Origin of the sequence: Streptomyces shenzhenensis, assembly GCF_003688995.1 — a bacterium.
Taxonomy (GTDB): domain Bacteria; phylum Actinomycetota; class Actinomycetes; order Streptomycetales; family Streptomycetaceae; genus Streptomyces; species Streptomyces shenzhenensis_A.
Genome location: NZ_PENI01000003.1, coordinates 169,367 through 195,096, shown reverse-complemented (window position 1 = coordinate 195,096; position 25,730 = coordinate 169,367). Strand labels below are relative to the sequence as shown.

The window sequence follows — 25,730 nt, the reverse complement described above, 5'->3', positions numbered from 1 at the left end:
TTCAGGGCACTGTCTGGATCTTCAGCACCTTTGGGAACAAGCGCACGTTTTCAACTCAACTCGGTGCGCTGCGGGCGAGCCTAGTCCGAGCGGATCATCGCCGTGTCATATTCAGCAAGCACCTGAAATCACCCATGGAACAGGAGTACTCTCGCCCCCGCCCGGGCGTGGGCTCAGGCGCCGGCGATGCGCAGGGCCGCGTCCGCGGTGGCGCGGGCGAACTCCGCGACGGGGCGCTCCGGATCGGAGCGGTGCACGAGGATGACGCCCTCGATCAGCCCGAAGACCAGATCGGTGCGCAGGTCGAGGCCGCCCTTGCCGAGCGCGCCACCGGCGGCGGTCGCGGCGATCAACCGCCGGTAGGCGTCCTTGAGTTCGGCGCGCACCGCATGGAAGCCGGCGAACCGTTCGGCCCGCACCTCGGGCAGCAGGTACAGGACTCCGAGGTTGTGCGGCCCGCCGCAGAGCAGTTCCACGTCGGCCCGGCACAGCTCCCACAGCCGGTCCTCGGCCGGCCTCGCAAGGTCGGCGAGCAGCTCGCGGGCGCAGCCGAGGGAGGGCGTGACGGTGGACTCCAGCAGCTCGGCGAGCAGTTCCTCCTTGCCGGAGACGTAGTGGTACATGGACGCCTGACGCATCCCGGCACGCTCGGCGACGGCCCGGGTGGTGGTCGCGGCATAGCCCCGGGTGGTGAACAACTCGGCTGCGGCGGCGAGCAGTTCGGCACGCGGTTGCAGTCCCCGGTCCGGCCGCTGCACCACCCGCGGCCGCCCGACCCGGCGCCCACTGCCCGTACCCATGGCCCGATCCTCGCACAACACCCCCTGCGGACGATCTCCGCCGACGCAGGCGCCGGAGGGCCGCGCCGGCCGTGAGAGGTCGGTAACCGAGCGGCAACGGCTCCGCAATGGGCGGGACCCGGAGCGGGCCTAATTTCTGTCGGGCGACAGAAATGTCGGTGGCGACAGAGATGACGGTGGAGCCGGAGGTGCCCGAATGGCGACAGCGACCACACACGGAGCCCGCGACCATGCGCGCGCCCAGGAGGGGACCCGCGTGACGGCCATGCCCGTCGTACCGGCAGGCGACTGGCCCGCGCCGCCCTGCGAGGCGGGCCACCTGGTGTGGGCGGAGACCGTCGCGGGCGGCAACTACACACACCGGGTCCTGGCCCGCGGCACCGAACTGCGCCTGACGGACCCGCACGGCGACGCCTGCGCGCATCTGCTGCTGTATGTCGCCGACCGGCCGTGGGAACGGCTGAACGTCGCCGACACGGTCAAGGTCCAGTGGAACGCCTACCTGGGCGAGGGGCGGCTGCTCCTGTCCGACCAGGGCCGGGTGCTGGCGAGCGTCGTCGCCGACACCTCCGGCCGGCACGACGCGCTGTGCGGCACCTCCACCCTCGTACGGAACACCGCCCGCTACGGCGACGGCAGCCCGCAGTCCCCCTCCCCGGCCGGCCGTGAACTGTTCAAGCTGGCCGCCGCCAAGAACGGCCTGGGACCGCGCGACCTGCCGCCGTCGCTGTCGTTCTTCCAGGGCGTCCAGGTCCGCGACGACGGCTCCCTTGACTTCACCGGCTCGGCCGGCCCCGGCGGCAGCGTCACCCTCCGCGCCGAACAGGACCTGACCGTGCTCCTCGCCAATGTGCCGCACCCGGCCGACCCCCGGCATGCGTACATCAGCACCCCGCTGGAGGTCCTGGCCTGGCGCGCCACGCCGACCACACCCGGAGACCCGCTGTGGGAGGCCACCCCCGAGGGCCGCCGCGCCTTCCTGAACACCGCCGAATTCCTCGCCGCGAGGGGGCTCGCATGACGACGACACACTCCGAGACCGTGCCGGCCCGCGCCGCCTGGTCGTCCGTGGTCCCCGCGGGCGCGACACTCACCCTCACCGATCTGCACGGCAACCAGGCCGTCGACTTCCTGGTGTACGACGCGAAGGACACGTCCGTCCGCTACAGCGCGCCCGACACCCTGCACGCGCAGGGCGGAATCTTCCTCACCACCGGCAGCGTGCTGCTCTCCAACGAGCACACCCCGCTGATGACGGTCGTCGCCGACGAGGTCGGACGGCACGACACCATCGGCGGGGCCTGCTCCAAGGAGTCGAACACCCTGCGCTACGGCCACCACACCTGGTCGCAGCACGCCTGCGTGGACAACTTCCTCGCCGAGGGCGCCCGGTACGGCCTGGGCAAACGGGACCTGGTCTCCAACATCAACTGGTACATGAACGTGCCGGTCGAGAAGGACGGCACGCTCGGCATCGTCGACGGCCTGTCCGCCCCCGGCCGCACCCTGACCCTGCGGGCCGCACGCGACGTCCTCGTGCTCGTCTCCAACTGCCCCCAGATCAACAACCCCTGCAACGGCTTCGAGCCGACCGCCGTCCGGATGACGATCACCGGGGCGGACACCGCATGACCTTCGGCACGCTGCTGGTCGCCGACCGCGGCGAGATCGCCGTCCGGATCATCCGCACCGCCCGCGCGCTCGGCCCGGCCCCGCGAAGGAGTCGTACCTCGACGCCGACCTGGTGCTGAGGGCGGCCAAGGACACCGGCGCGGGCGCACACCGAGGTCCCGGCGCGCCCCGGCGACCTGGTCGAGCCGGGCACCGCCCTGCTCGTGCCGGCCCCCCGCGCCGGACGCACACTGAGAGTCGAGGAGCTCGCATGTCCAGCACCGTGTCCCGGGTGCGCGCCGCGTACGCCCGGATCGAAGCCGTCGACCGCCCCGAGATCTGGATCGGTCTGCGCCCGCAGGAGGAGGCCGAGGCGGAGGCCCGGACGCTCGACGCCCGCGTGGCCGCCGGGGAACGGCTCCCGCTCGCCGGGCGGCTGCTCGCCGTCAAGGGCAACATCGATGTGCGCGGCCTGCCCACCACCGCGGGCTGCCCCGCCTACGCCTATGCCCCCGAGGCCGACGCCCCGGCCGTCGCCCGGCTGCGCGCGGCCGGCGCGCTGGTCCTCGGCACCACCAACCTCGACCAGTTCGCGACGGGGCTGGTCGGCACCCGTTCCCCGTACGGAGCGGTGCGCGGCGCGCACGATCCGCAGCGGGTCAGCGGCGGCTCCAGCTCCGGATCCGCGGTGGCCGTGGCGCTCGGCGTCGTCGATCTCGCGCTGGGCACGGACACCGCCGGCTCGGGCCGGGTCCCGGCGGCCTTCAACGGCATCGTGGGCCTCAAGCCGACCCGCGGCCTGGTGCCGACCCGGGGCGTGGTCCCGGCCTGCGCCTCGCTCGACTGCGTGACCGTCTTCGCGCGCACCCTGCCGGAGGCGGAGCAGGCACTGGCGTTCATGGCGGCACCGCCCGGCCGGGAACTGCCGGCGCTGCCTCAGCGGACCCCGGGCCCCTGGCGGGTCGCGGTGGCGGCCCCGGACCGGCTCGGCGAGCTGGACCCGGGCTGGGCCCAGGCGTACGAGGCGGCGGTGGCGCAGCTGGCCGAGGCGGGCGCCACGGTACGCGAGATCGACCTGGGCCCCTTCACCGCGGCGGCGGCGATGCTGTATGAGGGCGCGTTCGTCGCCGAGCGCTACACCGCGGTGGGCGGCTTTGTCGACAAGTTGCTCTCAACCGGCGACCCCGGGACGACCGCGGCCCTCGACCCCACCGTCGCCGGCATCATCACCCGTGCCCGTGACATCCCCGCCCACCGGCTCTTCGCCGACCAGGACCGGCTGGCGGCGCTGCGGGAACGCGCCCGCGCCAAGCTGGCCGACGCGGACGCGCTGCTGCTGCCCACCACGCCCGGCCACCCCACGCTCGCCGAGGTGGCCGCCGACCCGCTGGGCGCGAACGCCCGGCTGGGCCGCTTCACCAACTCCACGAACCTCTTCGACCAGGCCGCGGTCGCCGTCCCGGCGGGCGAGGTGAACGGCCTCCCGTTCGGCGTGATGCTGATCGGCCCCGCCTTCACCGACGACCGGCTGGCCCGGATCGCCGCCCTGCTGCAACCCGAGACCCGGCTCGCGGTGGTGGGCGCGCACCTGACCGGCCAGCCGCTCAACCCCCAGCTGCTGGCCCTGGGCGCCCGGCTGGACCGGACGACCACGACGGCCCCCGTCTACCGCCTGCACGCCCTGCGCACGACCCCGCCCAAGCCGGGCCTGGTGCACGTCGGAGAGGGCGGCGCCCCGATCGAGACGGAGATCTGGCGCCTGCCCGCGGAGGGCCTGGGCCGCCTGCTGACCACCCTCCCCCGCCCGATGACCCTGGGCTCACTGGAACTGGCAGACGGCACAAGAGCCCCCGGCTTCCTCTGCGAACCAGCAGCCCTGACAGACACGGAGGACATCACCCACTACAGAAGCTGGCGCACCTACGCAAACAACCCACCACCCCGCACCCACCCCACAACGATCACCCAAACATAGGGGCGCGGGGAACTGCGCAAACCGCCGAACAGCCAACGTCACCCCACCGACGAGTACGCCACCACCCCCCGCAGCAACTGATCCACCGCCTTACGCGCACTCTGGGCCACGGTCGACCCCTCCGCATGAGCCGCCGCCGAGATCTGCCCCAGCACATCGATGACCTGCTTGCACCACCGCACAAAGTCCCCCGCCGGCATCTCCGCCTCGCGCAGCACCTCGTCAAGCCCCGTACCGGAGGCCCACATGTACGCGGCCCAGGCAAAGCCCAGATCGGGCTCGCGCTGCCCCACCCCCTCGGTCTGGGTGATCCGGAACTCCTCCTCCAGACCGTCGAGCCGACCCCAGATCCGGACCATCTCACCGAGCGCGGCCTTCGCCCGGCCCGACGGTACCCGCGGCGCCAGCGCGTCGTCACCGACCCGCGCCTCGTACACCAACGCCGAGACGCAGGCGGCGAGTTCGGCGGGCCCCAGCCCCTCCCAGACCTGCTCACGCAGACACTCGCTGGCCAGCAGGTCGAGTTCGCCGTACAGCCGCGCGAGCCGCTTGCCGTGCTCGGTGACCTCGTCGCCGCGCAGGTAGTCGAGTTCGGTCAGCAGCGCCACGATCCGGTCGAAGGTCCGCGCGATCGTGTTCGTACGCCCCTCGATACGCCGCTCCAGCTGCGAGGTGTCCCGCAGCAGCCGGTGGTAGCGCTCGGCCCAACGGGCGTGGTCCTCACGGTCGTTGCAACCGTGGCAGGGATGCGCGCGGATCGCGGTGCGCAGCCGGGCGATCTCCCGGTCGTCGGCGGCCTGCGCCCGCTTCTTGCGGTGCCGCTCCGGCGGGATGTGCCCGGCCTTGCTGCGCAGCGCGGAGGCGAGGTCGCGACGGGACTGCGGCGAGCGCGGGTTGAACGTCTTCGGGATGCGCATCCGCTCCAGCGGTTCGACCGGCACCGGGAAGTCGATCGACGCCAGCCGCTTGACCTGCCGCTCGACCGTGAGGACGAGGGGACGCGGCCCGTCGTGGTACTCGAAGCCGCGGTGGCCGTTGGAACGCCCGGCGGGCAGGCCGGGGTCGAGCACCAGGGCCAGCCCCGCGTACTTGCCGGTGGGCACATGGATGATGTCGCCGGGCCGGAGCTTCTCCAGGGCGACGGCGGCCTCGGCGCGCCGCTGGGCCACGCCCTGCCGGGCCAGTTCGGTCTCCCGGTCCTTCAGTTCGCGGCGCAGGCGCGCGTACTCGTCGAAGTCGCCGAGGTGGCAGGTCATGGACTCCTTGTAGCCGTCGAGACCCTCCTCGTTGCGCTGCACCTGCCGGGAGATCCCGACGACCGACCGGTCCGCCTGGAACTGTGCGAAGGAGGTCTCCAGCAGTTCGCGCGAACGGTGCCTGCCGAACTGCTCGACCAGGTTGACCGCCATGTTGTACGACGGCTTGAAGCTGGAGCGCAGCGGATAGGTACGGGTGCCCGCCAGGCCGGCGAGGTGCTCGGGGCTCGTGCCGCGCTGCCACAGCACCACCGCGTGGCCCTCGACATCGATGCCGCGGCGGCCCGCCCGCCCGGTGAGCTGGGTGTACTCGCCGGGCGTGATGTCGGCGTGCTGCTCGCCGTTCCATTTGACGAGCTTCTCCAGCACGACCGAGCGCGCCGGCATGTTGATGCCGAGCGCGAGGGTCTCGGTGGCGAAGACGGCCTTCACCAGGCCCCGCACGAACAGTTCCTCGACGACCTCCTTGAAGGTCGGGAGCATGCCCGCGTGATGGGCGGCGATGCCCCGCTCCAGGCCCTCGAGCCACTCGTAGTAGCCGAGGACGTGCAGGTCCTCGCGGGGGATGGAGGCGGTGCGCTCCTCCACGAGTTCGCGCACCCGCTGCCGGGCCTCGTCGTCGTTGAGCCGCAGCCCCGCGTGCAGGCACTGCTGGACGGCGGCCTCGCAGGCGGCCCGGCTGAAGATGAAGGTGATGGCGGGCAGCAGGCCCTCGGAGTCGAGCCGTTCGATGACCTCGGGGCGGCCCGGCGTCCACACCCGGGACCGCTGCCGCCGCTCACGCTCGCGGTCCGCCTCGCGCATCGCACGGCCGCGTCTGCGGTCCTGGTAGGAGGGCCGGCTGGCCTCCGTCCTGGAGAGCCGGACGAGGTCGGGGTTGACCGCCCTCTTGTGGCCGTCGCCCTCCTCGAACAGGTCGTACATCCGGCGCCCGGCGAGCACGTGCTGGAACAGCGGCACGGGCCGGTGCTCGGAGACGATCACCTCGGTGTCACCGCGCACGGTGTCCAGCCAGTCGCCGAACTCCTCCGCGTTGGACACGGTCGCCGAGAGCGAGACGAGGGTGACGGACTCGGGCAGGTGGATGATGACCTCCTCCCACACCGCGCCGCGGAAGCGGTCGGAGAGGTAGTGCACCTCGTCCATGACCACATGGCCGAGGCCGAGCAGCGTCCGGGAGCCCGCGTACAGCATGTTCCGCAGCACCTCGGTGGTCATCACGACCACCGGGGCGTCGGAGTTGACGCTGTTGTCGCCGGTGAGGAGGCCCACCTTGTCCGCGCCGTAGCGGCGGCACAGGTCGGCGTACTTCTGGTTCGACAGCGCCTTGATGGGTGTCGTGTAGAAGCACTTCTTGCCCTGGAGCAGAGCGAGGTGGACGGCGAACTCGCCCACGATCGTCTTCCCGGAGCCGGTGGGGGCGGCCACCAGCACGCCCTTCCCGGCCTCCAGCGCCTGGCAGGCCTCGATCTGGAAGGGGTCGAGGCCGAAGTCGTACATCTCGCGGAAGGACGCGAGCGCGGTGGCCTGCTCGGCTGCCCGCCTGCGGGCTGCCGCGTACCGCTCGGCAGGTGAGAGGTCCTCTGTCATCGTGCTTTCGAGCGTACCGGGCCGCACTGACAACAGGACGATCATTATCCGGAACGCGTGATGTACGCCCGGCGCGCCAAAGGGCCCGCAGCCGCGGATGCCCGCGCCCTGTACGGGTGCGGGCACCTCACCGGTCGTGGGGCGCGGGCGGTCAGGTCACGTCGTCGTAGCCGTTGACCCGGTCCGTGTTCGCCTGCTCGGGCAGTGCCCGGGTGGCGGAGACCGTCTCGACCTCGCCGATGTCCTCGGGGGTCAGGTCCAGGTCGGAGGCCTCGTCGTCGGCGGGGCCCGCGGCATCGCGGCGTTGCCTGCGCCGGTCGTTGAGCAGCGAGAAGGCGACGGCGGCGAAGTACAGCACGCAGATCGGTCCGGCGAGCGACAGCATGGAGATGGGGTCGGTGCTGGGCGTGGCCACGGCCGCGAAGACCGTGATGCCCATGATCATGGCTCGCCACCAGCCGAGCATGCGCTTGCCGCTGAGCGCGCCGGTCAGATTGAGCATGATCAGCAGCAGCGGCAGCTCGAAGGAGAGACCGAAGACGACCACCATGCGGGTGACGAGCTGCAGCAGGTCGTCCAGCGGCAGCAGGTTGTCGACGCCGCTCGGCGTGAATTCCATCAGCACGGTCGCCGTGGTGGGCAGCACCCGGTACGCGAAGTACCCGCCGCCGAGGAACAGCGGGACGCCGCTGGCGACGAACGCGTAGGCGTACTTCTTCTCGTGCCGGTGCAGACCGGGCGCGACGAACGCCCACAGCTGGAAGAGCCAGATCGGCGAGGCGAACACGACGCCCGCCATCAAGGAGACCTGGAGGGCCAGCGTGAACGGGGCGAGGAGACCGTTGATGGTGATCCGCGCGCACTGCTGGGCGTTGTCGCTCGACCTCGCCAGTTCCTCGAAGGTCTTCGCGCAGCCGACCGAATCGAGGATCGGCTTGGTCAGGAAGTTGATGATGTCGTTGTAGAAGAAGGCGGCGACGACCGTGACGACGACGATGGCCAGAATCGCCTTCGCGAGCCGGTTGCGCAGCTCACGAAGATGATCCGCAAGGGGCATCCGCCCCTCGGGATCCTTCTCCTTCTTGCGGGCAGGCTTGGGCAACCCACGTCCTCATCTCGTGCGGCAGGCCGGGAGTTTCCGGCCCTGCGTCAGCGCTTGGTGGAGTCCGACGGCTCGGCGACCGGCCGCGAGCTGGTCACGTCGCCGGGGGCAGCCTGGATGGTGCGCTGGGCCGAGGACTGCTCGTCGGAGCTGGGTGCCTGGGCGGACGCGGCGGTGTTGTTGCCGCCGTCCTCCTTCATCGCCTTGGCCTCGCTCTTGAGGATGCGGGCCGACTTCCCGAGGGAGCGGGCCATGTCCGGAAGCTTCTTCGCGCCGAACAGCAGGACGATGACGACGAGGATGAGAATGATCTCGGGGGCTCCGAGCCTTCCGAACATAAGTCTTTACCTTCTCACCGAGGCGGCTGGGTGGGTTGCTGTCGGATCATTCGGACATGTGCGTCCGAGCGACCGCATAACAGCGATCGTAACGCTCAGGGGTGAACGTGAGGCAATCCCCGTGCGTACTCCCGGTCCGCGGTACGGGCCTCGTTCTTCGCACCGCGAGCAGCAGCGTACCCGGCAAAACCGGCCGTGTGACAGGGCGAAGTGACACATAGCGCTTCCGGTCATGCGATCACAACTGTTCACCGGGGAACTCACAGCGCGTCGACGGCGTGCGCCGCGCTCGCCGCCGCCCGCTCCAGTTCCTCCGCCGCCCGGTTGATCCGGCGCGCGGAGTCCTCGACCTGCCGCCCCAGACGCCGCGCCTCCAGGAAGACCCGGACGGCGAACACACCGAGGACGGCGAGACCCAGAAAACCCGCGGCTATCGCGAACATCGCCCAGAACATGGCGTCGAGCCTAGACCGTAGGGTGCAGCCGCAGCGTCTTGACCCCGCCGTCGGTCAGCAACTCGACGATGCGTTCACCCGCGGGCTTGCGGACCAGGGCACCGCAGTCCGGACAGGTGAAGGAGTAGAACGTCGTACGGCTGGTGGCGCCGATGGCGAGCCGCAGGGCACTCGCGGACAGCTCGAAACGGCCCCGGCACTCCGGGCAGCCCGCCCTGAACACCACGGGAACCACTCTTCGCATCCCCGCGAAGGCGGCCGCGACCGTCATCTCCCCCGCGTCGGACACCGGAGACTCGCTCAAAGCCCTCGCTCCTCACTTCGTGGTAGGTCGCCTTCGGGGCGTCACCGCCCAGCTCGCGGGGGCCCCGCGCCCGGCCTGCCCGGCCGTCGTACACCGGCCCCGCGGCACCGCGCGGAGCCGCGCGGCTCACTCCGCCCTGTCGTACAGCCCGTCGCGCTGCGCGCGCGTCGCGTCCTGCGCCGCCTCCACCCCGTCGTACCCGGCGAGTGCCGCGCGGGCGGCCTGCCGGGCGCTGTCGGCCAGCTCGGGCGGCGAGACGATCCGGCCGTCACGGCCGAGCCGCAGCGCCAGACGTCTGAGCGAGGCCGGATCGGGGGTGCGCACGGTGATACGCAGCCCGCCGTCGGGCAGCTCGTCGGCGCTGTCGTGCGGGTAGTACTCGGCGACCCAGCGGCCGCCCGGGCCGACCTCGACGACGACCTCAGGGTCCTCGGCGGCCGGCTGCACCAGCCCCTCCGACAGGTCCCGCAACTCGATCTCCGGCGGCGCCGACGGCTCGTCGAGAATCTTGATCTCGGCGACCCGGTCCAGCCGGAAGGTGCGGCGCGCCTCGGAGCGGCGGCACCAGGCCTCCACATAGGTGTGGCCGACGCTGACCAGGCGGATGGGGTCGATCTCCCGCTCGGTGACCTCGTCACGAGCCGGTGAGTAGTAGCGGATCCACAGGCGGCGCCGCTCGGAGATGGCCCGGTCGACATCCGCGAACACCCCGCCCTCGGACTCGAAGGTCACCGAGAGCCGCGAGCTGGCGCCCGCCGCCTCACCGGCCGCCCCCTCCACCTTGGCGGTGGCCCGCAGCAGCGCCTGCCGGTCGCTCTCCCGCAGACCCGGCAGGGTGGCCACGGCACGCGCCGCCACCAGCAGCGCGGTCGCCTCGTCCGCGGCCAGCCTGAGCGGCTCCGCCGCGTCCGCGCCGAGCGCGGCAGGGTTGTGCCACCAGATGCGCTCGCCGTCCGTGTCGATGTCCAGCAGATCGCCGCCACGGAAGCTGGTGCCGCACATGGGCAGCACGTCCAGGTCCGAGACCAGCTCGTCCTCGGTGATCCCGAAGGCACGCGCGACATCCGCGACCCGGGCGCCGGGGCGCTCCCGCAGATACGTCACCAGGGAGAGCATCCGCCGGGTCTGGTCGATGGCGTTCACGGGCCTGACCGGTTTGCCTGCCACTGTTCCGCTCCGCTCCCCCTCAGCCCTTGGCCACGGCACGCAGCCGGTCCACCACGTCGGCCCGCAGCTCGGCCGGCTCCAGGACCACCACGTCGGGCCCGAACTCCACCAGCCAGGCATCCAGACCGTGCCCGTACGGAATCTCCAACTCGTCCCAGCCGTCCCCGAGTTCCCGGACCGCGGTGGCCTTCGCCCGAAGGGGGTAGCCCGCGCCGGAACGCAGCCGGATCAGCGCCGAACGGTCGGCGAACTCGCCCGCCCAGCTCGCGACGGTCTCCCGCACGGTGACGACATCGGGCACCGGGGCGGTGAAGCCGCTCCCGCGCGAACGGACCCGGCCGGTGATCCGGGACAGCCGGAACACCCGCTCGGCACCCCGGTCACGGTCCCAGCCCGCCAGGTACCAGTGGCCGCGCCAGCACTCCAGCGCCCACGGCTCGACATGCCGGGTCCCGGGGTGGGCGGCGGTGGCCTTGCGGTAGTCGAAGACCACCGGACGGCGGTCACGGCAGGCCAGCATCAGCGGCTCGAAGGCGGCCTCGTGCACCGGGATGCGCGGCTCCAGCGCGCCGTGCGCCTCGTACGGGTCGACATCCTCGGGCAGCCCGGCCGCCCGCAGCTTCTGCAGGGCGCCACTGGCCGCGCCGGCCAGCCGGGCCTGCTGCCACACCTTGGCGGCCAGCCCCAGCGCGGCGGCCTCCTCCGCGTCCAGAGTGATGGGCGGCAGCCGGTTGCTGTCACGGCGGGCGAGATAGCCGACCTCGCCGTCGATGTTCTCGACGGTCTCGATGACCAGGCCGAGTTCGCGCAGATCGTCCTTGTCGCGCTCGAACATCCGGCTGAAGGAGTCGTCGCCGCCGGCCGTACCCTTCCCCGGCCCGAAAGCCTCGACATAGGCCTCGATGGACTCCCGCAGCTCACGCTTGCTGAGCGGCCGCCGCGTCCCGAGCAGACACAGCGCCAGGTTCATCAGCCGCTCGGCCTTGGCAATGGCCATCGACGCCCTTCGCCTCCCCTATGGTGCTTACGCCCGACGACCGTACCGCTCCACGGTGGCGCGGCCAAAGCCGAGGGCCCATGCCCGGACGGGCATGGGCCCCGGATGATCGGATCCGATCAGACCGCGACCAGATCACAGACGAAGATCAGCGTCTCGCCGGGGGCGATCCGGCCGCCGCCCGCACCACGGTCGCCGTAGGCCAGGTGCGCCGGAATGGTCAGCTGACGACGGCCGCCGACCTTCATGCCCTGCACACCCCGGTCCCAGCCGGCGATGACCTGACCGGCACCCAGCTGGAAATTCAGCGGCGTGCCACGGTTCCAGGACGCGTCGAACTCCTCGCCCGTGGAGAAGGCCACACCCACATAGTGGACGGAGACGGTGTCGCCGGCCTTGGCCTCCGGACCGTCGCCCGCCCAGATGTCCTTGATCTCGAGGTCCGCCGGGGGCTCGCCACCCGGGAAGTCGACCTCGGGCTTCTCGATGCTCACGTCTCTAGCTCCTGCTTGTGTACGACACGGAACGCGCACAGTCTTTCATCCCCGCCCCCCGCACGCCCGCGGCGGGCGAGCGCGGCGGGCACGGCCCGCCGCCGCACGGCGTCACATCGCGGCCAGGATGTCGACGGCGAACACCAGGGTGGAACCCTTCTTGATGACATCACCGCTCGGCGGCGTGTCGCCGTAGGCCAGGTCCGGGGGCACCACGACGAGGACCCGGCTGCCGACCTTCTTGCCGGTCAGCCCCTCCGACAGCCCCTTGACGACCTGCTTCATCTGCTCCAGGGAGAACTGGCTCAGCCGGCCCGAACCATAGGTCTGCTCGAAGGTCTTCCCGCCGTCCCAGACCACGCCCTGGAACTGGCACAGGACCGTCTGCTCCGCCTTGACCTCGGCGCCGTCGCTCTCCAGGACATAGTTCGACACCAGCTTGCCCGGCGCCGCCGACTTCGGGATGTCGATGGAAGGCGCCTTGCCGTCCGTGTTCGTACCGATCTTCGGCAGCGCCGCATCGGTCTGCGGGACCTCTTTGCCCTGCGCCGAACTCTTGGTGTTGAAGGTGTTCAGCACATCGACGACGAACACCAGGGTGTCGGTGCCCTTGATACCGGCCTGCGCATTGCCCGATGAGCCGTAACCCCAGGTCGGCGGCACCGCCATCACGATCCGGCTGCCCGCCTTCTTACCGGTCAGCGCATACCGCCAGCCGTCGATGACACTGCCCTCGGCCAGCTGGAGCACCAGCGGCGACTTACGGTCGTAGGAGTTGTCGAAGACCTTCCCCGAGCTCCAGATCTGGCCCAGGTAGTGCGCCTGCACGAAGTCGTTCTCCGCGACCGTCCTGCCACCGCCCGCGATCACCGTCTTCACCGCCAGATCCTTCGACGGCTCCCCGGACCCCTTGGCCACGGTCGGCTTCTCGCCGAACTTCGCACCCGCGGTGATCGCCGGCACCGGCCCGTCCACGATCTTCGGCGGGGACACGGACGCCCCCGAGGCGGACGGAGACGCGCTCGCCTTGCTGGAGTCCGACTTGCCGTCGCCGCATCCGGCAAGCGTGACCAGTCCTGCGGGTACGGCGGCAAGGAGAAGTGAGCGTCGGCGCACGGTGGGGGCCTCGTAATCATCGATCTTGTGAATGGCGTGCCCGCGCAACTCTACGGCGTGCGAAGGGCGCCGTACGGAAAACGTACGACGCCCGTGTGGCGTTCTCCCCGGATCCCTCGTTCGAGCGAAGTCGCACAGAGGAACGGGAGGAACACCCCGCTCACATACCGGCGATGAGCTTCTCCACCCGATCGTCCACCGAACGGAACGGGTCCTTGCACAACACCGTCCGCTGCGCCTGGTCGTTGAGCTTGAGGTGCACCCAGTCGACCGTGAAGTCACGGCGCTGCTCCTGGGCACGCCGGATGAAATCGCCGCGCAGCCGGGCCCGAGTGGTCTGCGGCGGAACCGACTTGCCCTCGAAGATCTTCAAGTCGTTGCAGATCCGGGCGGCTTGGCCCCGCTTCTCCAGCAGGTAGTACAGGCCACGACGACGGTGGATGTCGTGGTAGGCCAGATCTATCTGCGCGACCCGCGGATGCGACATGGTCATGTTGTGCTTGGCCCGGTACCGCTCGATGAGCTTGTACTTCATCACCCAGTCGATCTCGGTGGCGATCCGGTCCAGATCCTCCGCCTCGATCGCGTCCAGCGTGCGGCCCCACAGCTCCAGCACCTGCTCCACCGTGCCGGTGCGGATACCGCGGCGCTCGCAGAAGTCCACGGCCTTCTCGTAGTACTCGCGCTGCACCTCCAGCGCCGAGGCCTCCCGGCCGCTGGCCAGACGCACCTTGCGCCGGCCCGTGATGTCATGGCTGACCTCACGGATCGCCCGGATCGGGTTCTCCAGGGTCAGGTCACGCATCACCGTGCCCGCCTCGATCATGCGCAGCACCAGATCGGTGGCCCCGACCTTGAGCAGCATGGTCGTCTCGGACATGTTCGAGTCGCCCACGATGACATGCAGCCGGCGGTAACGCTCCGCGTCCGCGTGCGGCTCGTCCCGCGTGTTGATGATGGGCCGGGAGCGGGTCGTCGCCGAGGAGACCCCCTCCCAGATGTGCTCCGCCCGCTGGCTCACGCAGTACACCGCACCGCGCGGCGTCTGCAGCACCTTCCCCGCGCCGCACAGCAGCTGCCGGGTGACCAGGAACGGAATGAGGATGTCGGCGAGCCGGGAGAACTCCCCGTGCCGCGCCACCAGATAGTTCTCGTGGCAACCGTAGGAGTTGCCCGCCGAGTCCGTGTTGTTCTTGAAAAGGTAGACGTCGCCCGCGATGCCCTCCTCGTGCAGGCGTCGTTCCGCGTCCACCAGAAGTCCTTCGAGAATGCGCTCGCCGGCCTTGTCGTGGGTGACCAGTTCGATCACATTGTCACATTCGGGTGTCGCGTATTCCGGATGTGACCCCACGTCGAGATAGAGCCGGGCACCGTTGCGCAGAAAGACATTGCTGCTACGGCCCCATGACACGACACGGCGGAAGAGGTACCGCGCCACCTCGTCAGGCGACAGGCGGCGCTGTCCCCTGAACGTGCACGTGACGCCGTACTCGTTCTCCAGCCCGAAAATGCGGCGGTCCATGACTGAACATTACGCCCGATCCCCGGAACTGAAACGGGGTTCGGCAGCACGATTTGGATCATTTTCCGCTGACGCCGCAACCACCGCTCCCCCGCCGGGAGCTGCGAGGACCCGCCCGGTGGCCAGCAGCACCAGCAAGGACACGGCCCCCGCCACACCCGGCACCGCGAACCCCCACAGCGCACCGCCCGCCTCGACCACGGGCCCCGCCAGGCCCGTTCCCACCGAGGCACCCACGGTGAACGTCGTCACAAGCCAGGAGAACGCCTCGGTGACCGTACCGCTCGGCGCATGCCCGTCGACCATGACGAACGCGCAGGCCATCGCAGGCGCCAGGAACACCCCGGCGACCACCGTGAGCAACACCATCACCACCGCGCCCGGCATCAGCATCAGCGGCAGATAACACAGCGCCAGAAGGGCCACCAGCACCCGCAGTCGCCGCTCCGGCGCACCGCTCCACCGCCGCGCCCCGTACACGGTCCCGCCGGCCAGCGCGCCCAGCCCCAGCGCCGCCATCAGCCAGCCGTACACCGCGTCACCGCCGTGGTCGTCGGCGTAGGGCACCGAGGCCACCGTGATGGAACCGAGCGCGATCCCCACGAACAGGAACGCACCGAACAGCGCCAGCAGCCCCGGCGAGCGGAGCGGACCCAGCCAGTGCGCCTCGCGCGGCGCGGAACGCCACGCGCGCGAGGGCGGCGACAGCACCACGGACAGCGCCCCGAGCACACCCACCGCGTTCAGCACCAGCAGGGCCGCCCGCTCCGACCACACCGACACGCACAGCGTGACCAGCAACGGGCCGACAGTGAACATGACCTCCTGGGCCACCGCGTCCATGGCGTACGCGGTGTGCACCTGCTCCTCGCGGCGCAGCACCGAGGGCCACAGGGCGCGCAGGCCGCCCTCCAGGGGCGGCGTGAACAAGCCGGCGGCCGCGACGGCGGCGCAGGCGAGGGGCAGCGGATCGGTGCCGCAGAACGCGAAGACCGCCATCGACAGCGCCGACAGCACCGCCGCGGGCAACTGGATCCGCGGCTGCCCGTGCAGATCGACCAGCCGCCCGAGCACGGGCTGCCCGACGGCGTTGGCCACGCCGTACACCGCCGCCAGCGCCCCCGCCAGGCTGTAGCTGCCGCCCTCCGCGCGCACGAACAGCACCAGCGCGATCGCGGCCGTGGCGTTCGGCAGCCGGCCCACCAGCGTGCCCGCCAGCAGCCTGGCCGCATGTCTCGCGCTGAGGATCTCCAGGTATCCCGCGGCCATCTCCTGCCCTCCACCGGCTCGCCCGAGGCCGGATCGTCGCCGTCACGTGTTACGTATAACTCCCGTGGTCATACGTACCATGTGCGCTGTTCACACGTCCAGACGAAGGAGCGCACCCACGGTGGCACACAGCAACACGCGCCCGACGAGCCGTGACGTCGCCCAGGCCGCCGGAGTCTCCCAGGCAGCCGTCTCCCTCGTCCTCGGCGACAAATGGCACGGCCGGGTCTCCGCCGCCACCGCACAACGAGTCCGGGACGCCGCACGCGACCTCGGCTACCGCCCCAACCTCGCCGCCCGCAACCTCCGCCTCGGCCACACCCGCACCGTGCTCCTCGTCGTCCCCGCCCTCACCACGGAATTCTTCGCCGGCGTCTACACAGGAGCGGCCCGCATCGCCGCCCAGCACGGCTTCGGCGTGGTCCTGTACCCCTCCCCGGAAGGCGTCGGCCCGGCCCGCGACCCCTTCGCATCCGCACAGGCCGCCCTCGACGGAGTCATCGCCTCCTCCATGGCCGCCGACGCACTCACCACCATCCGCGGCGACCAACTCCCCCTCGTCATGCTCGACAGCGACCCACAGGGCAGCCTCGGCGCAGCCACCGTGAACCTGGACATCGCCGACGGCGTCCGCCAGGTCACCGAACACCTCCTGGGCCTCGGCCACCGCCGCTTCCTGCACCTCGCCGCCGACGTGCCCTCCTGGACCTTCGAGGTCCGCGCACACGAACTGGCCACCCGCGTCGCCACCGTTCCCGGCACCGACGTACGCACCATCCGCGCACCCCTCACCTTCGAAGCCGCCAGAGCCGCCACGGAGGCCGCCCTCACCACCCCCGGCCCCCACCCCACCGCCCTCGTCTGCGACGACGACAAACTCGCCGCCGGCGCCTACAAGGCACTACGCCGCCACGGCCTGCACGTACCCTCCGACATCTCCGTCACCGGACTCGACGACCTCGCCCTGGCCACCGCCATCGACCCCGAACTGACCACCGTACGACTCGACGCGGAACTCTTCGGCGAACGCGGCATGCAAGCCCTCCTGGCCGTCCTGGACGGCCGCGAACCGGACCGCTCGGACATCCCCGTACACCTGGTGGTACGCGGCTCCACAGCACCACCCAGGCCACACTGACCACCACCCGCCGCCCGCCTGCCAGAACGCACCGCGCCCCGGTCGGCAAGGCCGGCCGGGGCACACGGTCATCACAGAGCGGACGCGAAACCTACTCCTCGTCCCCGCCCTCGTCCTCGGCGCTCTCCGCCTCGGTGGCCGCACCGTCCGCCTGCAACAGCCGCGAGAGCTGCCGGCCGACGATGCGCTTGAACTTGCGCTGCTGCGGCCGCGTCCGGTCCAGCACAGCCACCTCCAGACGCTCCGCCGGGATCTCCCGCTCACTGCCGTTCGTGTCCCGGGACAGCGCCTGCACAGCCAGCTTGAGCGCCTCCGCCAGGCTCATCCCGTCACGGTGCCGCTGATCCAGGAAACTGCTGATCTGCTCGGCATTACCGCCCACCGCGACCGAACCGTGCTCGTCCACGATCGACCCGTCATGCGGCAGCCGGTAGATCTGGTCGCCCTCCGGGGTCTCCCCCACCTCGGCCACCACCAGCTCCACCTCGTACGGCTTCTCGGCTGCACTGGAGAAGATCGTGCCCAGCGTCTGCGCATACACGTTGGCCAGACCGCGGGCGGTCACATCGTCCCGGTCATAGGTGTAACCACGCAGATCGGCATAGCGCACGCCACCGATACGAAGGTTCTCGTACTCGTTGTACTTCCCGGCCGCGGCGAACCCGATCCGGTCATAGATCTCGCTGAACTTGTGCAGCGCACGGGACGGGTTCTCACCGACGAACACGATGCCGTCGGCATACTGCAGCACGACCAGGCTGCGGCCACGGGCGATGCCCTTGCGGGCGTACTCCGCCCGGTCGGCCATGGCCTGCTGAGGTGAGACATAGAACGGCGTCGACACCGGTTATCCGTCCCTTTCTGTCGAAGTCACTGGATCACCTTGCAAAGAAACAGCCGGCTACAGCAGCGCGGCCCGCGGGCCGTCCGGCTGCTCCAGGCGCCGCTCCAGGATCGAACGGGCGATCTCGGAGGACTCCTCCTCGGTGAGCCGGCGGAAGCCGTCCTCGGTGATCACGGTGACGATCGGGTAGATCCGGCGGGCGACATCGGGACCGCCCGTCGCCGAGTCGTCGTCTGCCGCGTCGTACAGGGCCTGCACCACCAGGGTCGTGGCCTGCTCCTCGGTCAGATCGTCGCGGAACAGCTTCTTCATCGCACCGCGCGCGAACACCGAGCCGGAGCCCGTCGCGGCGAAGTTGTGCTCCTCGGAGCGGCCTCCGGTGACGTCGTAGGAGAAGATACGACCCCGCTCGCGGTCCACGTCGTATCCGGCGAAGAGCGGGACCACGGCCAGCCCCTGCATCGCCATGCCCAGGTTGGACCGGATCATCGTCGACAGCCGGTTCGCCTTGCCCTCCAGCGACAGCTGGGCACCCTCGACCTTCTCGAAGTGCTCCAGCTCCAGCTGGAAGAGCTTGACCATCTCGACGGCCAGACCCGCGGTACCGGCGATACCGACCGCCGAGTACTCGTCGGCCGGGAAGACCTTCTCGATGTCCCGCTGGGCGATCACGTTGCCCATCGTGGCCCGGCGGTCACCGGCGAGCACCACACCACCGGGGAAGGTCACGGCGACGATCGTCGTCCCGTGCGGCGCCTCGATCACCCCCTGGATGGGGGGCAGCTGCCGCTTGCCCGGCAGCAGCTCCGGCTGATGATCGGCGAGAAAGTCCATGAAGGAGGAGGACCCAGGCGTCAGGAAGGCAGCCGGTAGACGCCCGGTGCTACGAGTGTTGGCTTCCACGAGGTTCCTTCCAGATATGCGGCAGCCCGCCGGACAGCGTCAGGATCGTCGCCCAACTTGCCGATGGCCGAATTGCAGTTGAAGCACAGTACGCCACGGACCCTACCCGTCTTGTGGCAGTGATCCACATGCACGGCGGGGGCCTCCAGGCAGATCACACAGAGCCCCATCTGAGAGGCGACCATCTCGTCACGTTGAGCCTCGGTGATGCCGTACTGGCGTTTCAGATGGCCTGCCCGCCCCTTCAGCGCCTTGCACGACCTGCATAGCGTCGCGAGGCCGTCCGAGGCGCTCCTGTTCCGTTGCCATTCGCTGTGCGGCTTGATCTCACCACACGTTCGGCAGTACTTGTGGCCCTCCGGCACATCGACTCTCGGCCGGACGTTATGCCCCCTGGCGACCTGCCGCTCCTGATGGTACGCAGCCGCACACGCTCGGCAGTAAGCCTGCAAGCCGTCCCGCATCGCCTTGTTCCGCGCGAAGGCCGCCCGCGGCTTGTGCTGCTTGCACCGCGAGCAACGCTTCGCACCATCTTCATTTTCCAAGTCGACGACCCCCGTCACCTTCCATTCGAAGGTTATTCGCCGCCCTTCTGAACGAAACTTCGAACGAAGTCCTCAGCGTTCTCCTCTAGGACATCGTCGATCTCGTCCAGTACCGAGTCCACGTCGTCGCTCAGCTTTTCGTGTCGTTCCTTGAGGTCGTCGGTGGCCTGCGCGTCCTGCGCCTGCTCCTCGACCTCCTCGGTGGAGCGCGTGGCCTTCTGCTGGCCGCCACCGGTGTCCTTGGTCGCCATAACCCTCACCCCGCTCAATTCGCCCGACATGGTCGACAGGTCGGCATTCCTGCCGATCAGTGATGATCAGACCCTACAAGCGGGGTCCGACATCGGCCCCGCAGTTTCTCCAACGTACGGGGACCACCACCATGATTCCCTCGCGCCGGGATTTCCACCCCGGACGCCCGGTGCGGTCCGCCGGCCCGCTCAGCCGCCCGAGAGGACTTTGACCAGGTCTTCCGCGGTGCGGCAGCGGTCCAGCAGCTCCTTGACATGATTTCGCGTTCCGCGAAGCGGTTCGAGGGTTGGAACGCGCTGGAGGGAGTCCCGACCGGGCAGGTCGAAGATCACCGAGTCCCAGGAGGCGGCCGCCACGTCGTCCGCGTACTGCTCCAGGCACCGGCCCCGGAAGTACGCCCGGGTGTCCTCCGGCGGCTTCGTGCGCGCCCGCTCGACCTCGGCCTCGTCCAGGAGCCGCTTCATGCGCCCGCGGCCCACCAGGCGGTTGTAGAGGCCCTTCTCGGCGCGTACGTCCGCGTACTGAAGGTCCACCAGGTGCAGCCGAGCGGCGTCCCAGTCCAGGCTGTCGCGGCGCCGGTAGCCCTCCATCAGTTCCCGCTTGGCGACCCAGTCGAGTTCGCCGGAGAGGCTCATCGGGTCATTCTCCAGCCGGTTCAGGGTGTCCTCCCAGCGGACCAGGACGTCCTTGGTCTGTTCGTCGGCGTCCGACCCGTGGCGCTCCTCGACGTACTTGCGGGCCAGTTCGTAGTACTCCATCTGGAGCTGGACCGCGGTGAGTGTCCGGCCGCTGCGGAGGGTGACCAGGCGTTGGAGGGTGGGGTCGTGGGAGACCTGGTGGAGGGTGCGTACGGGCTGGTCCACGGCCAGGTCGACGGCGATGAAGCCGTCCTCGATCATGGACAGGACCAGGGCCGTCGTGCCCAGCTTCAGGTAGGTCGAGATCTCCGACAGGTTGGCGTCGCCGATGATCACGTGCAGCCGCCGGTATTTCTCGGCGTCCGCGTGCGGCTCGTCGCGGGTGTTGATGATGGGGCGCTTGAGGGTGGTCTCCAGGCCGACCTCGACCTCGAAGTAGTCGGCGCGCTGGCTGAGCTGGAAGCCGTGTTCGTGGCCGTCCTGGCCGATGCCGACGCGGCCCGCTCCGGCGAAGACCTGTCGGGAGACGAAGAAGGGCGTGAGGTGGCGCACGATGTCCGAGAAGGCGGTTTCCCGCTTCATCAGGTAGTTCTCGTGCGTGCCGTACGAGGCGCCCTTGTTGTCGGTGTTGTTCTTGTACAGGTGGATGGGCTGGGCGCCGGGGAGCTGGGCGGCCCGTTCCGCGGCCTCCGCCATGATCCGCTCGCCGGCCTTGTCCCAGAGGACGGCGTCGCGGGGGTTGGTCACCTCGGGCGCGCTGTACTCGGGGTGTGCGTGGTCGACGTAGAGGCGCGCGCCGTTGGTGAGGATGACGTTCGCCAGGCCGATGTCCTCGTCGGTGAGCTGGCTGGCGTCGGCGGCCTCGCGGGCGAGGTCGAAGCCTCGTGCGTCGCGCAGCGGGTTCTCCTCCTCGAAGTCCCAGCGGGCGCGGCGGGCCCGGTGCATCGCAGCCGCGTAGGCGTTGACGATCTGGGATGAGGTGAGCATGGCATTGGCATTGGGGTGACCGGGGACGGAGATGCCGTACTCCGTCTCGATGCCCATTACTCGCCGTACGGTCATGCGGCCCTCCTTGCCCGGCGGCGCCCTCGGTCGTGGGCGCCGCTCGCGTACCGCTGGCGCTCCGGTGCGTGTGCGGTGCCCGTCCCCGCACTGCGCGACTCGGCGGTACCGAAGAGCCTAGAACGCCTTTGCGCTGGTGGGGAGATCATTTGCGTCATTGCCTGTTCCGGCGTGGCCCGGAAAACAGTCGGCTGCGGGTACCCGGTGGGGGCACCCGCAGCCGCCCTGTCTTTACAGGTACTGCCCGGTGTTCGCCACCGTGTCGATGGAGCGTCCGGTGTCCGCGCCCTGCTTTCCGGTGATGAGGGTGCGGATGTAGACGATCCTTTCACCCTTCTTGCCGGAGATCCGGGCCCAGTCGTCCGGGTTCGTGGTGTTGGGCAGGTCCTCATTCTCCTTGAACTCGTCCACGCATGCCTGGAGGAGGTGGGAGACCCTGAGGCCTTTCTGGTTGTGTTCGAGGAATTCCTTGATCGCCATTTTCTTGGCGCGTCCGACGATGTTCTCGATCATCGCTCCGGAGTTGAAGTCCTTGAAGTAGAGGACTTCCTTGTCGCCGTTGGCGTAGGTGACCTCCAGGAAGCGGTTCTCCTCGGTTTCGGCGTACATGTGCTCGACCGCGGTCTGGATCATGCTCTGGACCGTGGTGGCCTTGTCGCCGCCGTGTTCTCCGAGGTCGTCCGAGTGCAGTGGGAGGCGCTCGGTGAGGTACTTCCCGAAGATGTCCTTGGCCGCTTCGGCGTCCGGACGCTCGATCTTGATCTTCACGTCGAGCCGGCCGGGCCGCAGGATGGCGGGGTCGATCATGTCCTCGCGGTTGGAGGCACCGATCACCACCACGTTCTGCAGGCCTTCGACGCCGTCGATCTCGGCGAGCAGCTGGGGGACGATGGTGTTCTCCACGTCCGAGCTGACGCCGGAGCCGCGGGTGCGGAAGAGCGATTCCATCTCGTCGAAGAAGACGATCACGGGGGTGCCTTCGCTGGCCTTCTCCCGTGCGCGCTGGAAGACGAGGCGGATCTGCCGCTCGGTCTCGCCGACGTACTTGTTGAGCAGTTCGGGGCCCTTGATGTTGAGGAAGAAGCTCTTGCCCGCGGCCTGGCCGGTGACTTCGGCGACCTTCTTGGCCAGCGAGTTGGCGACGGCCTTGGCGATGAGCGTCTTGCCGCATCCGGGGGGTCCGTAGAGCAGGACGCCCTTGGGCGGGCGCAGCTCGTGCTCCTTGAAGAGGTCGGGGTAGAGGTAGGGCAGCTCGACCGCGTCGCGGATGGCCTCGATCTGGTTGCCGAGGCCGCCGATCTGCTGGTACCCGATGTCGGGCACTTCTTCGAGGACGAGTTCTTCGACCTCGCTCTTGGGGACCACTTCGTAGACGTAGCCGGAGCGGGGTTCGAGCAGCAGGGCGTCGCCGGGGCGGATGGTGACGTCCAGCAGCGGCTCGGCGAGCCGTACCACCCGTTCCTCGTCGGTGTGCCCGAGCACCAGGGCGCGCTCGCCGTCCTCGAGGATCTCCTTGAGGGTGACGATGTCCCCGACGCGCTCGTACTCCATGGCTTCGACCACGTTGAGCGCTTCGTTGAGCATGACTTCCTGGCCGCGCCGCAGGATGTCGAGGTCGACGCTCGGGCTGACGTTCACCCGGAGCTTGCGGCCGCCGGTGAAGATGTCGGCGGTGCCGTCCTCGTTCGCCTGCAGGAAGACACCGAAGCCGGCGGGCGGCTGGGCGAGCCGGTCGACTTCTTCTTTGAGGGCCACGATCTGGTCGCGGGCCTCGCGGAGTGTGTTGGCGAGTCGCTCGTTCTGTGCGGACACGCCGGCCAGGTTGGTCTGCAGCTCGACGATCCGCTCTTCGAGAATTCTCGTGTGTCGCGGAGAGTCGGCGAGCTTGCGTCGCAGGACGGCGATCTCCTGCTCAAGGTAGGCGATCTGCCCGGCGGGGTCCTCGGACCCTCGTCCCGGGCGGATGCCGCGGTTCATGTCGTCGTCGTGGGCTGCCACGGTCCTCACCTCCTCCAAGGGGAGCTGGACGCTTCCAGACCCTACCTGGGTGGGTGTCGATTGAAACCCCTAGATCACAAAGACTGTCAAGGAGTGTCCGATCTTCACCCTTGCGCTCACCCTCACGCCAGGGGAATACCCACCGAACATGATTGGGAAGCCGCCGCGGGTAGGGTCGAGGGGTTCAACACCCGTCAGAGCTGGCCGGATTCCCGTCGGCTCGGTTCGTGAACGGCAGGAGAGATGACCGTGCAGCAGGAGGCCCGAGGCGGTGGCGATGCGCTGGAGGTCTGGATCGACCAGGATCTGTGTACGGGGGACGGGATCTGCGCCCAGTACGCGCCCGAGGTGTTCGAGCTGGACATCGACGGGCTGGCTTATGTGAAGGGGGCGGACGACGAGCTGTTGCAGGCCAAGGGGGCAGTGACTCCGGTGCCGTTGCCGCTTCTCACGGATGTCGTGGACTCGGCGAGGGAATGTCCGGGCGAGTGCATCCATGTGCGTCGGGTTTCGGACAGGGTCGAGGTGTACGGCCCGGACGCGGAGTGACAGCGAAGTCACTCCATGTGACCAATGTCTGATTTCTCACATTCCCGTCGGGACGGGGTGTTTCATACGCTGTGGGCGGCCGCCGGTGTGGAGCGGATGAACGCGCGGCCGTTCCACTGCCACTTGGCGGGCGTCGTCACGTCCGGGCAGCAACTCGGTACGTCGGCCGTGGAGTAGCCGAGCAGGGTCGCGGTGACCGCGCCGGACCGCACCGTGAAGTCGGTGACGGTGAGCCGGTCCTTGGGGTCGACGAGCGTGGCGACGACGCGGGCCCGCTCGGTCCGCGCGTCCCGGGTGAGGACGTAGACGCCGTCGGGTGGGGTGCCCATGGGGGCGTCGCAGTGGACCACGGCGACCGTCTCGGGGCTGCCGTCGCCGTCGAGGTCTCCGGTGGCCTTCTGTTTCACGACGGCTCTCACGGGTCCGCACTCGAGGGGGAAGGCGACGCCCGTGGTGCCGGGCGCGGTGGCCGCGGGTGCGGGCTTCGGCTTCCGATCGGCGGGCTGGGCGGCCTTGGCCGAGCCGGGCTGGATCATCGAGGAGAGGGCGACGACGCCGGCGACAGCGGTTGCGGTGGCCACCCAGTGGATCGGGCGGGTGTGGGTGTGTGCGAGTTCCGGGACGGCGGATTGCACGAGGAGTGTCTCCTGTGAGGGCTGTGCCGGTGGGGGTGGCCAGCATGGTGCCACACGTCACAGTGCGGGGGAACGGCGGGGTCCGGGATTGCGCGGGTCCTTCGCCCGCGGGCGGTGGCGGCGCGTGGGTTTCACCGTCTTGGGGGCTGTGTTCCCTCAACGTTCCCTCAACGCGCGGGCGCCGTCGCCGGGTTCCCGGTCGGCCCGGGGTGACTCGGCGGCGGCGCCGCTGCGTTGAGGGTGATGAGGGGGTCAGTGGCCGGTGCCGCCGTCGGCGTTGGGGCCCGCGTAGTCCTCGCCGTAGGCGCCCTTGGCGGGGCGGCGGCGGCGCATGGGCGGCTCGACGCCGTCGGCGAGGCGCCGGGCGGTGAGCAGGAAGCCGGTGTGGCCGATCATCCGGTGGTCGGGGCGGACGGCCAGGCCCTCGATGTGCCAGTTGCGGATCATCGTCTCCCAGGCGGTCGGCTCGTTGAAGCTGCCGATCTCGCGGATGGACTCGACGGTCCGGGCGAGCTGTGTCGTGGTCGCCACGTAGCAGCACAGGATGCCGCCGGGTACGAGCGCCTTGGAGACGGCCTCCAGGCACTCCCAGGGGGCGAGCATGTCGAGGATGACGCGGTCGACGTCGGTGTCGGACAGGTTGTCCTGGAGGTCGCCGACGGTGAGCTGCCAGGCCGGGTGCGGTCCGCCGAAGTAGCGTTCCACGTTCTGCCGGGCGATGTCGGCGAAGTCTTCGCGGCGCTCGTAGGAGTGCAGCATGCCCTGGTCGCCGATGGCCCTCAGCAGGAAGCTGCTGAGCGAGCCGGAGCCGACGCCTGCCTCCACGACGCGGGCGCCGGGGAAGATGTCGGCGAAGGCGAGGATCTGACCCGCGTCCTTCGGGTAGACGACGGCGGCCCCGCGGGGCATGGACAGGACGTAGTCGGGGAGCAGGGGGCGCAGCGCGAGGTAGGCGACGTTTCCGGTGGTGCGGACAACGCTGCCCTCGGGAGCGCCGATCAGTTCGTCGTGCGGGAAGGAACCCTTGTGGGTGTGGAAGTTCTTCCCGGCTTCGAGCGTGAACGTGTAGTGGCGGCCCTTGGGGTCGGTCAGCTGTACCTGGTCCCCGACCTTGAAGGGCCCGCGCCTGCGGGCGGCACCGGTCGGTTCGGACATGTGACCAGCCTACCG

At 69.8% G+C, this 25,730-nt stretch carries 26 protein-coding genes; 6 read left to right on the top strand and 20 right to left on the bottom strand.

The features are described 5' to 3' along the window. Positions 1 to 173 precede the first annotated feature (173 nt). Positions 174 to 800 (bottom strand): TetR/AcrR family transcriptional regulator, encoded by a 627-nt coding sequence (locus CTZ28_RS06395; protein WP_121888261.1) that lies wholly within the window; start codon positions 798 to 800, stop codon positions 174 to 176. Between the two features lie 196 nt (positions 801 to 996). Between CTZ28_RS06395 and CTZ28_RS06390 the strand changes: the two genes are divergently transcribed. The 4 genes from CTZ28_RS06390 (at position 997) to atzF (ending at position 4,386) form a co-directional block, all read left to right on the top strand. Beyond that, on the top strand, positions 997 to 1,821 hold the full coding sequence (locus CTZ28_RS06390; RefSeq protein ID WP_121888260.1) for an urea amidolyase associated protein UAAP1: 825 nt from the start codon (positions 997 to 999) through the stop codon (positions 1,819 to 1,821). Further along, a complete protein-coding gene (locus tag CTZ28_RS06385) occupies positions 1,818 to 2,432 on the top strand; it encodes an urea amidolyase associated protein UAAP2 (protein WP_121888259.1) in 615 nt (204 codons plus the stop codon). The genes CTZ28_RS06390 and CTZ28_RS06385 overlap by 4 nt, the downstream gene beginning before the upstream one ends. Beyond that, positions 2,429 to 2,551, top strand: coding sequence for a biotin carboxylase N-terminal domain-containing protein (locus CTZ28_RS48055; RefSeq protein ID WP_259471488.1), 123 nt, complete (start codon positions 2,429 to 2,431; stop codon positions 2,549 to 2,551). The genes CTZ28_RS06385 and CTZ28_RS48055 overlap by 4 nt, the downstream gene beginning before the upstream one ends. Positions 2,552 to 2,682: 131 nt before the next feature. Further along, positions 2,683 to 4,386 (top strand): allophanate hydrolase, encoded by a 1,704-nt coding sequence (gene atzF / locus CTZ28_RS06380; protein WP_121888258.1) that lies wholly within the window; start codon positions 2,683 to 2,685, stop codon positions 4,384 to 4,386. Between the two features lie 38 nt (positions 4,387 to 4,424). Here the strand turns inward: atzF and CTZ28_RS06375 are convergent, their stop codons facing one another. From CTZ28_RS06375 to CTZ28_RS06325, 11 genes are all read right to left on the bottom strand, one after another. Beyond that, a complete protein-coding gene (locus CTZ28_RS06375; protein ID WP_121888257.1) occupies positions 4,425 to 7,277 on the bottom strand; it encodes a DEAD/DEAH box helicase in 2,853 nt (950 codons plus the stop codon). 106 nt (positions 7,278 to 7,383) lie between these two features. Beyond that, complete coding sequence (gene tatC, locus CTZ28_RS06370; protein ID WP_121888256.1) at positions 7,384 to 8,334, bottom strand: twin-arginine translocase subunit TatC; 951 nt, start codon at positions 8,332 to 8,334, stop codon at positions 7,384 to 7,386. A 47-nt stretch (positions 8,335 to 8,381) separates the two neighbouring features. Beyond that, positions 8,382 to 8,672, bottom strand: coding sequence for a Sec-independent protein translocase subunit TatA (gene tatA / locus CTZ28_RS06365; RefSeq protein WP_121888255.1), 291 nt, complete (start codon positions 8,670 to 8,672; stop codon positions 8,382 to 8,384). 260 nt (positions 8,673 to 8,932) lie between these two features. Then, positions 8,933 to 9,127: a hypothetical protein gene (locus tag CTZ28_RS06360; protein ID WP_121888254.1), complete on the bottom strand. Its 195-nt coding sequence runs from the start codon at positions 9,125 to 9,127 to the stop codon at positions 8,933 to 8,935. 10 nt (positions 9,128 to 9,137) lie between these two features. Continuing rightward, on the bottom strand, positions 9,138 to 9,398 hold the full coding sequence (locus CTZ28_RS06355; RefSeq protein ID WP_121888498.1) for a hypothetical protein: 261 nt from the start codon (positions 9,396 to 9,398) through the stop codon (positions 9,138 to 9,140). Positions 9,399 to 9,557: 159 nt separating this feature from the next. Further along, positions 9,558 to 10,598 (bottom strand): helix-turn-helix transcriptional regulator, encoded by a 1,041-nt coding sequence (locus tag CTZ28_RS06350; RefSeq protein ID WP_121888253.1) that lies wholly within the window; start codon positions 10,596 to 10,598, stop codon positions 9,558 to 9,560. Positions 10,599 to 10,617: 19 nt separating this feature from the next. After that, complete coding sequence (locus CTZ28_RS06345) at positions 10,618 to 11,595, bottom strand: helix-turn-helix transcriptional regulator (protein WP_121888252.1); 978 nt, start codon at positions 11,593 to 11,595, stop codon at positions 10,618 to 10,620. A gap of 119 nt (positions 11,596 to 11,714) precedes the next feature. Beyond that, positions 11,715 to 12,089 (bottom strand): FKBP-type peptidyl-prolyl cis-trans isomerase, encoded by a 375-nt coding sequence (locus CTZ28_RS06340; RefSeq protein WP_121888251.1) that lies wholly within the window; start codon positions 12,087 to 12,089, stop codon positions 11,715 to 11,717. 111 nt (positions 12,090 to 12,200) lie between these two features. Further along, a complete protein-coding gene (locus CTZ28_RS06335) occupies positions 12,201 to 13,205 on the bottom strand; it encodes an FKBP-type peptidyl-prolyl cis-trans isomerase (protein ID WP_121888250.1) in 1,005 nt (334 codons plus the stop codon). Positions 13,206 to 13,365: 160 nt separating this feature from the next. Then, positions 13,366 to 14,727: a Pup--protein ligase gene (gene pafA, locus CTZ28_RS06330; protein WP_121888249.1), complete on the bottom strand. Its 1,362-nt coding sequence runs from the start codon at positions 14,725 to 14,727 to the stop codon at positions 13,366 to 13,368. Positions 14,728 to 14,736: 9 nt separating this feature from the next. After that, positions 14,737 to 15,996, bottom strand: a complete 1,260-nt coding sequence (locus tag CTZ28_RS06325; RefSeq protein ID WP_121888248.1) for an MFS transporter — start codon at positions 15,994 to 15,996, stop codon at positions 14,737 to 14,739. Between the two features lie 121 nt (positions 15,997 to 16,117). On the opposite strand from CTZ28_RS06325, the gene CTZ28_RS06320 reads away from it, so the two are divergent. Then, complete coding sequence (locus CTZ28_RS06320) at positions 16,118 to 17,134, top strand: LacI family DNA-binding transcriptional regulator (protein ID WP_183154282.1); 1,017 nt, start codon at positions 16,118 to 16,120, stop codon at positions 17,132 to 17,134. Between the two features lie 91 nt (positions 17,135 to 17,225). Here CTZ28_RS06320 and prcA read toward each other — a convergent pair whose 3' ends face one another. The 6 genes from prcA to arc form a co-directional block, all read right to left on the bottom strand. Continuing rightward, complete coding sequence (prcA, locus tag CTZ28_RS06315) at positions 17,226 to 17,978, bottom strand: proteasome subunit alpha (protein WP_121888246.1); 753 nt, start codon at positions 17,976 to 17,978, stop codon at positions 17,226 to 17,228. A gap of 57 nt (positions 17,979 to 18,035) precedes the next feature. Continuing rightward, positions 18,036 to 18,881: a proteasome subunit beta gene (gene prcB, locus CTZ28_RS06310; protein WP_121888245.1), complete on the bottom strand. Its 846-nt coding sequence runs from the start codon at positions 18,879 to 18,881 to the stop codon at positions 18,036 to 18,038. After that, a complete protein-coding gene (locus CTZ28_RS06305) occupies positions 18,833 to 19,426 on the bottom strand; it encodes an endonuclease VII domain-containing protein (RefSeq protein WP_183154292.1) in 594 nt (197 codons plus the stop codon). The genes prcB and CTZ28_RS06305 overlap by 49 nt, the downstream gene beginning before the upstream one ends. Positions 19,427 to 19,458: 32 nt before the next feature. Next, a complete protein-coding gene (locus CTZ28_RS06300) occupies positions 19,459 to 19,677 on the bottom strand; it encodes a ubiquitin-like protein Pup (RefSeq protein WP_121888496.1) in 219 nt (72 codons plus the stop codon). Positions 19,678 to 19,866: 189 nt separating this feature from the next. After that, the gene (dop, locus tag CTZ28_RS06295) at positions 19,867 to 21,378 is read right to left on the bottom strand and encodes a depupylase/deamidase Dop (protein ID WP_358907676.1); all 1,512 of its coding nucleotides are present in this window, start codon (positions 21,376 to 21,378) and stop codon (positions 19,867 to 19,869) included. Between the two features lie 231 nt (positions 21,379 to 21,609). Then, positions 21,610 to 23,376, bottom strand: coding sequence for a proteasome ATPase (gene arc, locus CTZ28_RS06290; RefSeq protein WP_121888243.1), 1,767 nt, complete (start codon positions 23,374 to 23,376; stop codon positions 21,610 to 21,612). A 243-nt stretch (positions 23,377 to 23,619) separates the two neighbouring features. On the opposite strand from arc, the gene CTZ28_RS06280 reads away from it, so the two are divergent. Next, complete coding sequence (locus tag CTZ28_RS06280; protein WP_121888241.1) at positions 23,620 to 23,925, top strand: ferredoxin; 306 nt, start codon at positions 23,620 to 23,622, stop codon at positions 23,923 to 23,925. A gap of 62 nt (positions 23,926 to 23,987) precedes the next feature. On the opposite strand, the gene CTZ28_RS06275 is transcribed toward CTZ28_RS06280, so the two are convergent. Further along, positions 23,988 to 24,560, bottom strand: coding sequence for a hypothetical protein (locus CTZ28_RS06275; protein WP_259471487.1), 573 nt, complete (start codon positions 24,558 to 24,560; stop codon positions 23,988 to 23,990). A gap of 252 nt (positions 24,561 to 24,812) precedes the next feature. Next, positions 24,813 to 25,715, bottom strand: a complete 903-nt coding sequence (locus CTZ28_RS06270; RefSeq protein ID WP_121888239.1) for a tRNA (adenine-N1)-methyltransferase — start codon at positions 25,713 to 25,715, stop codon at positions 24,813 to 24,815. Between the last annotated feature and the right edge of the window lie 15 nt (positions 25,716 to 25,730).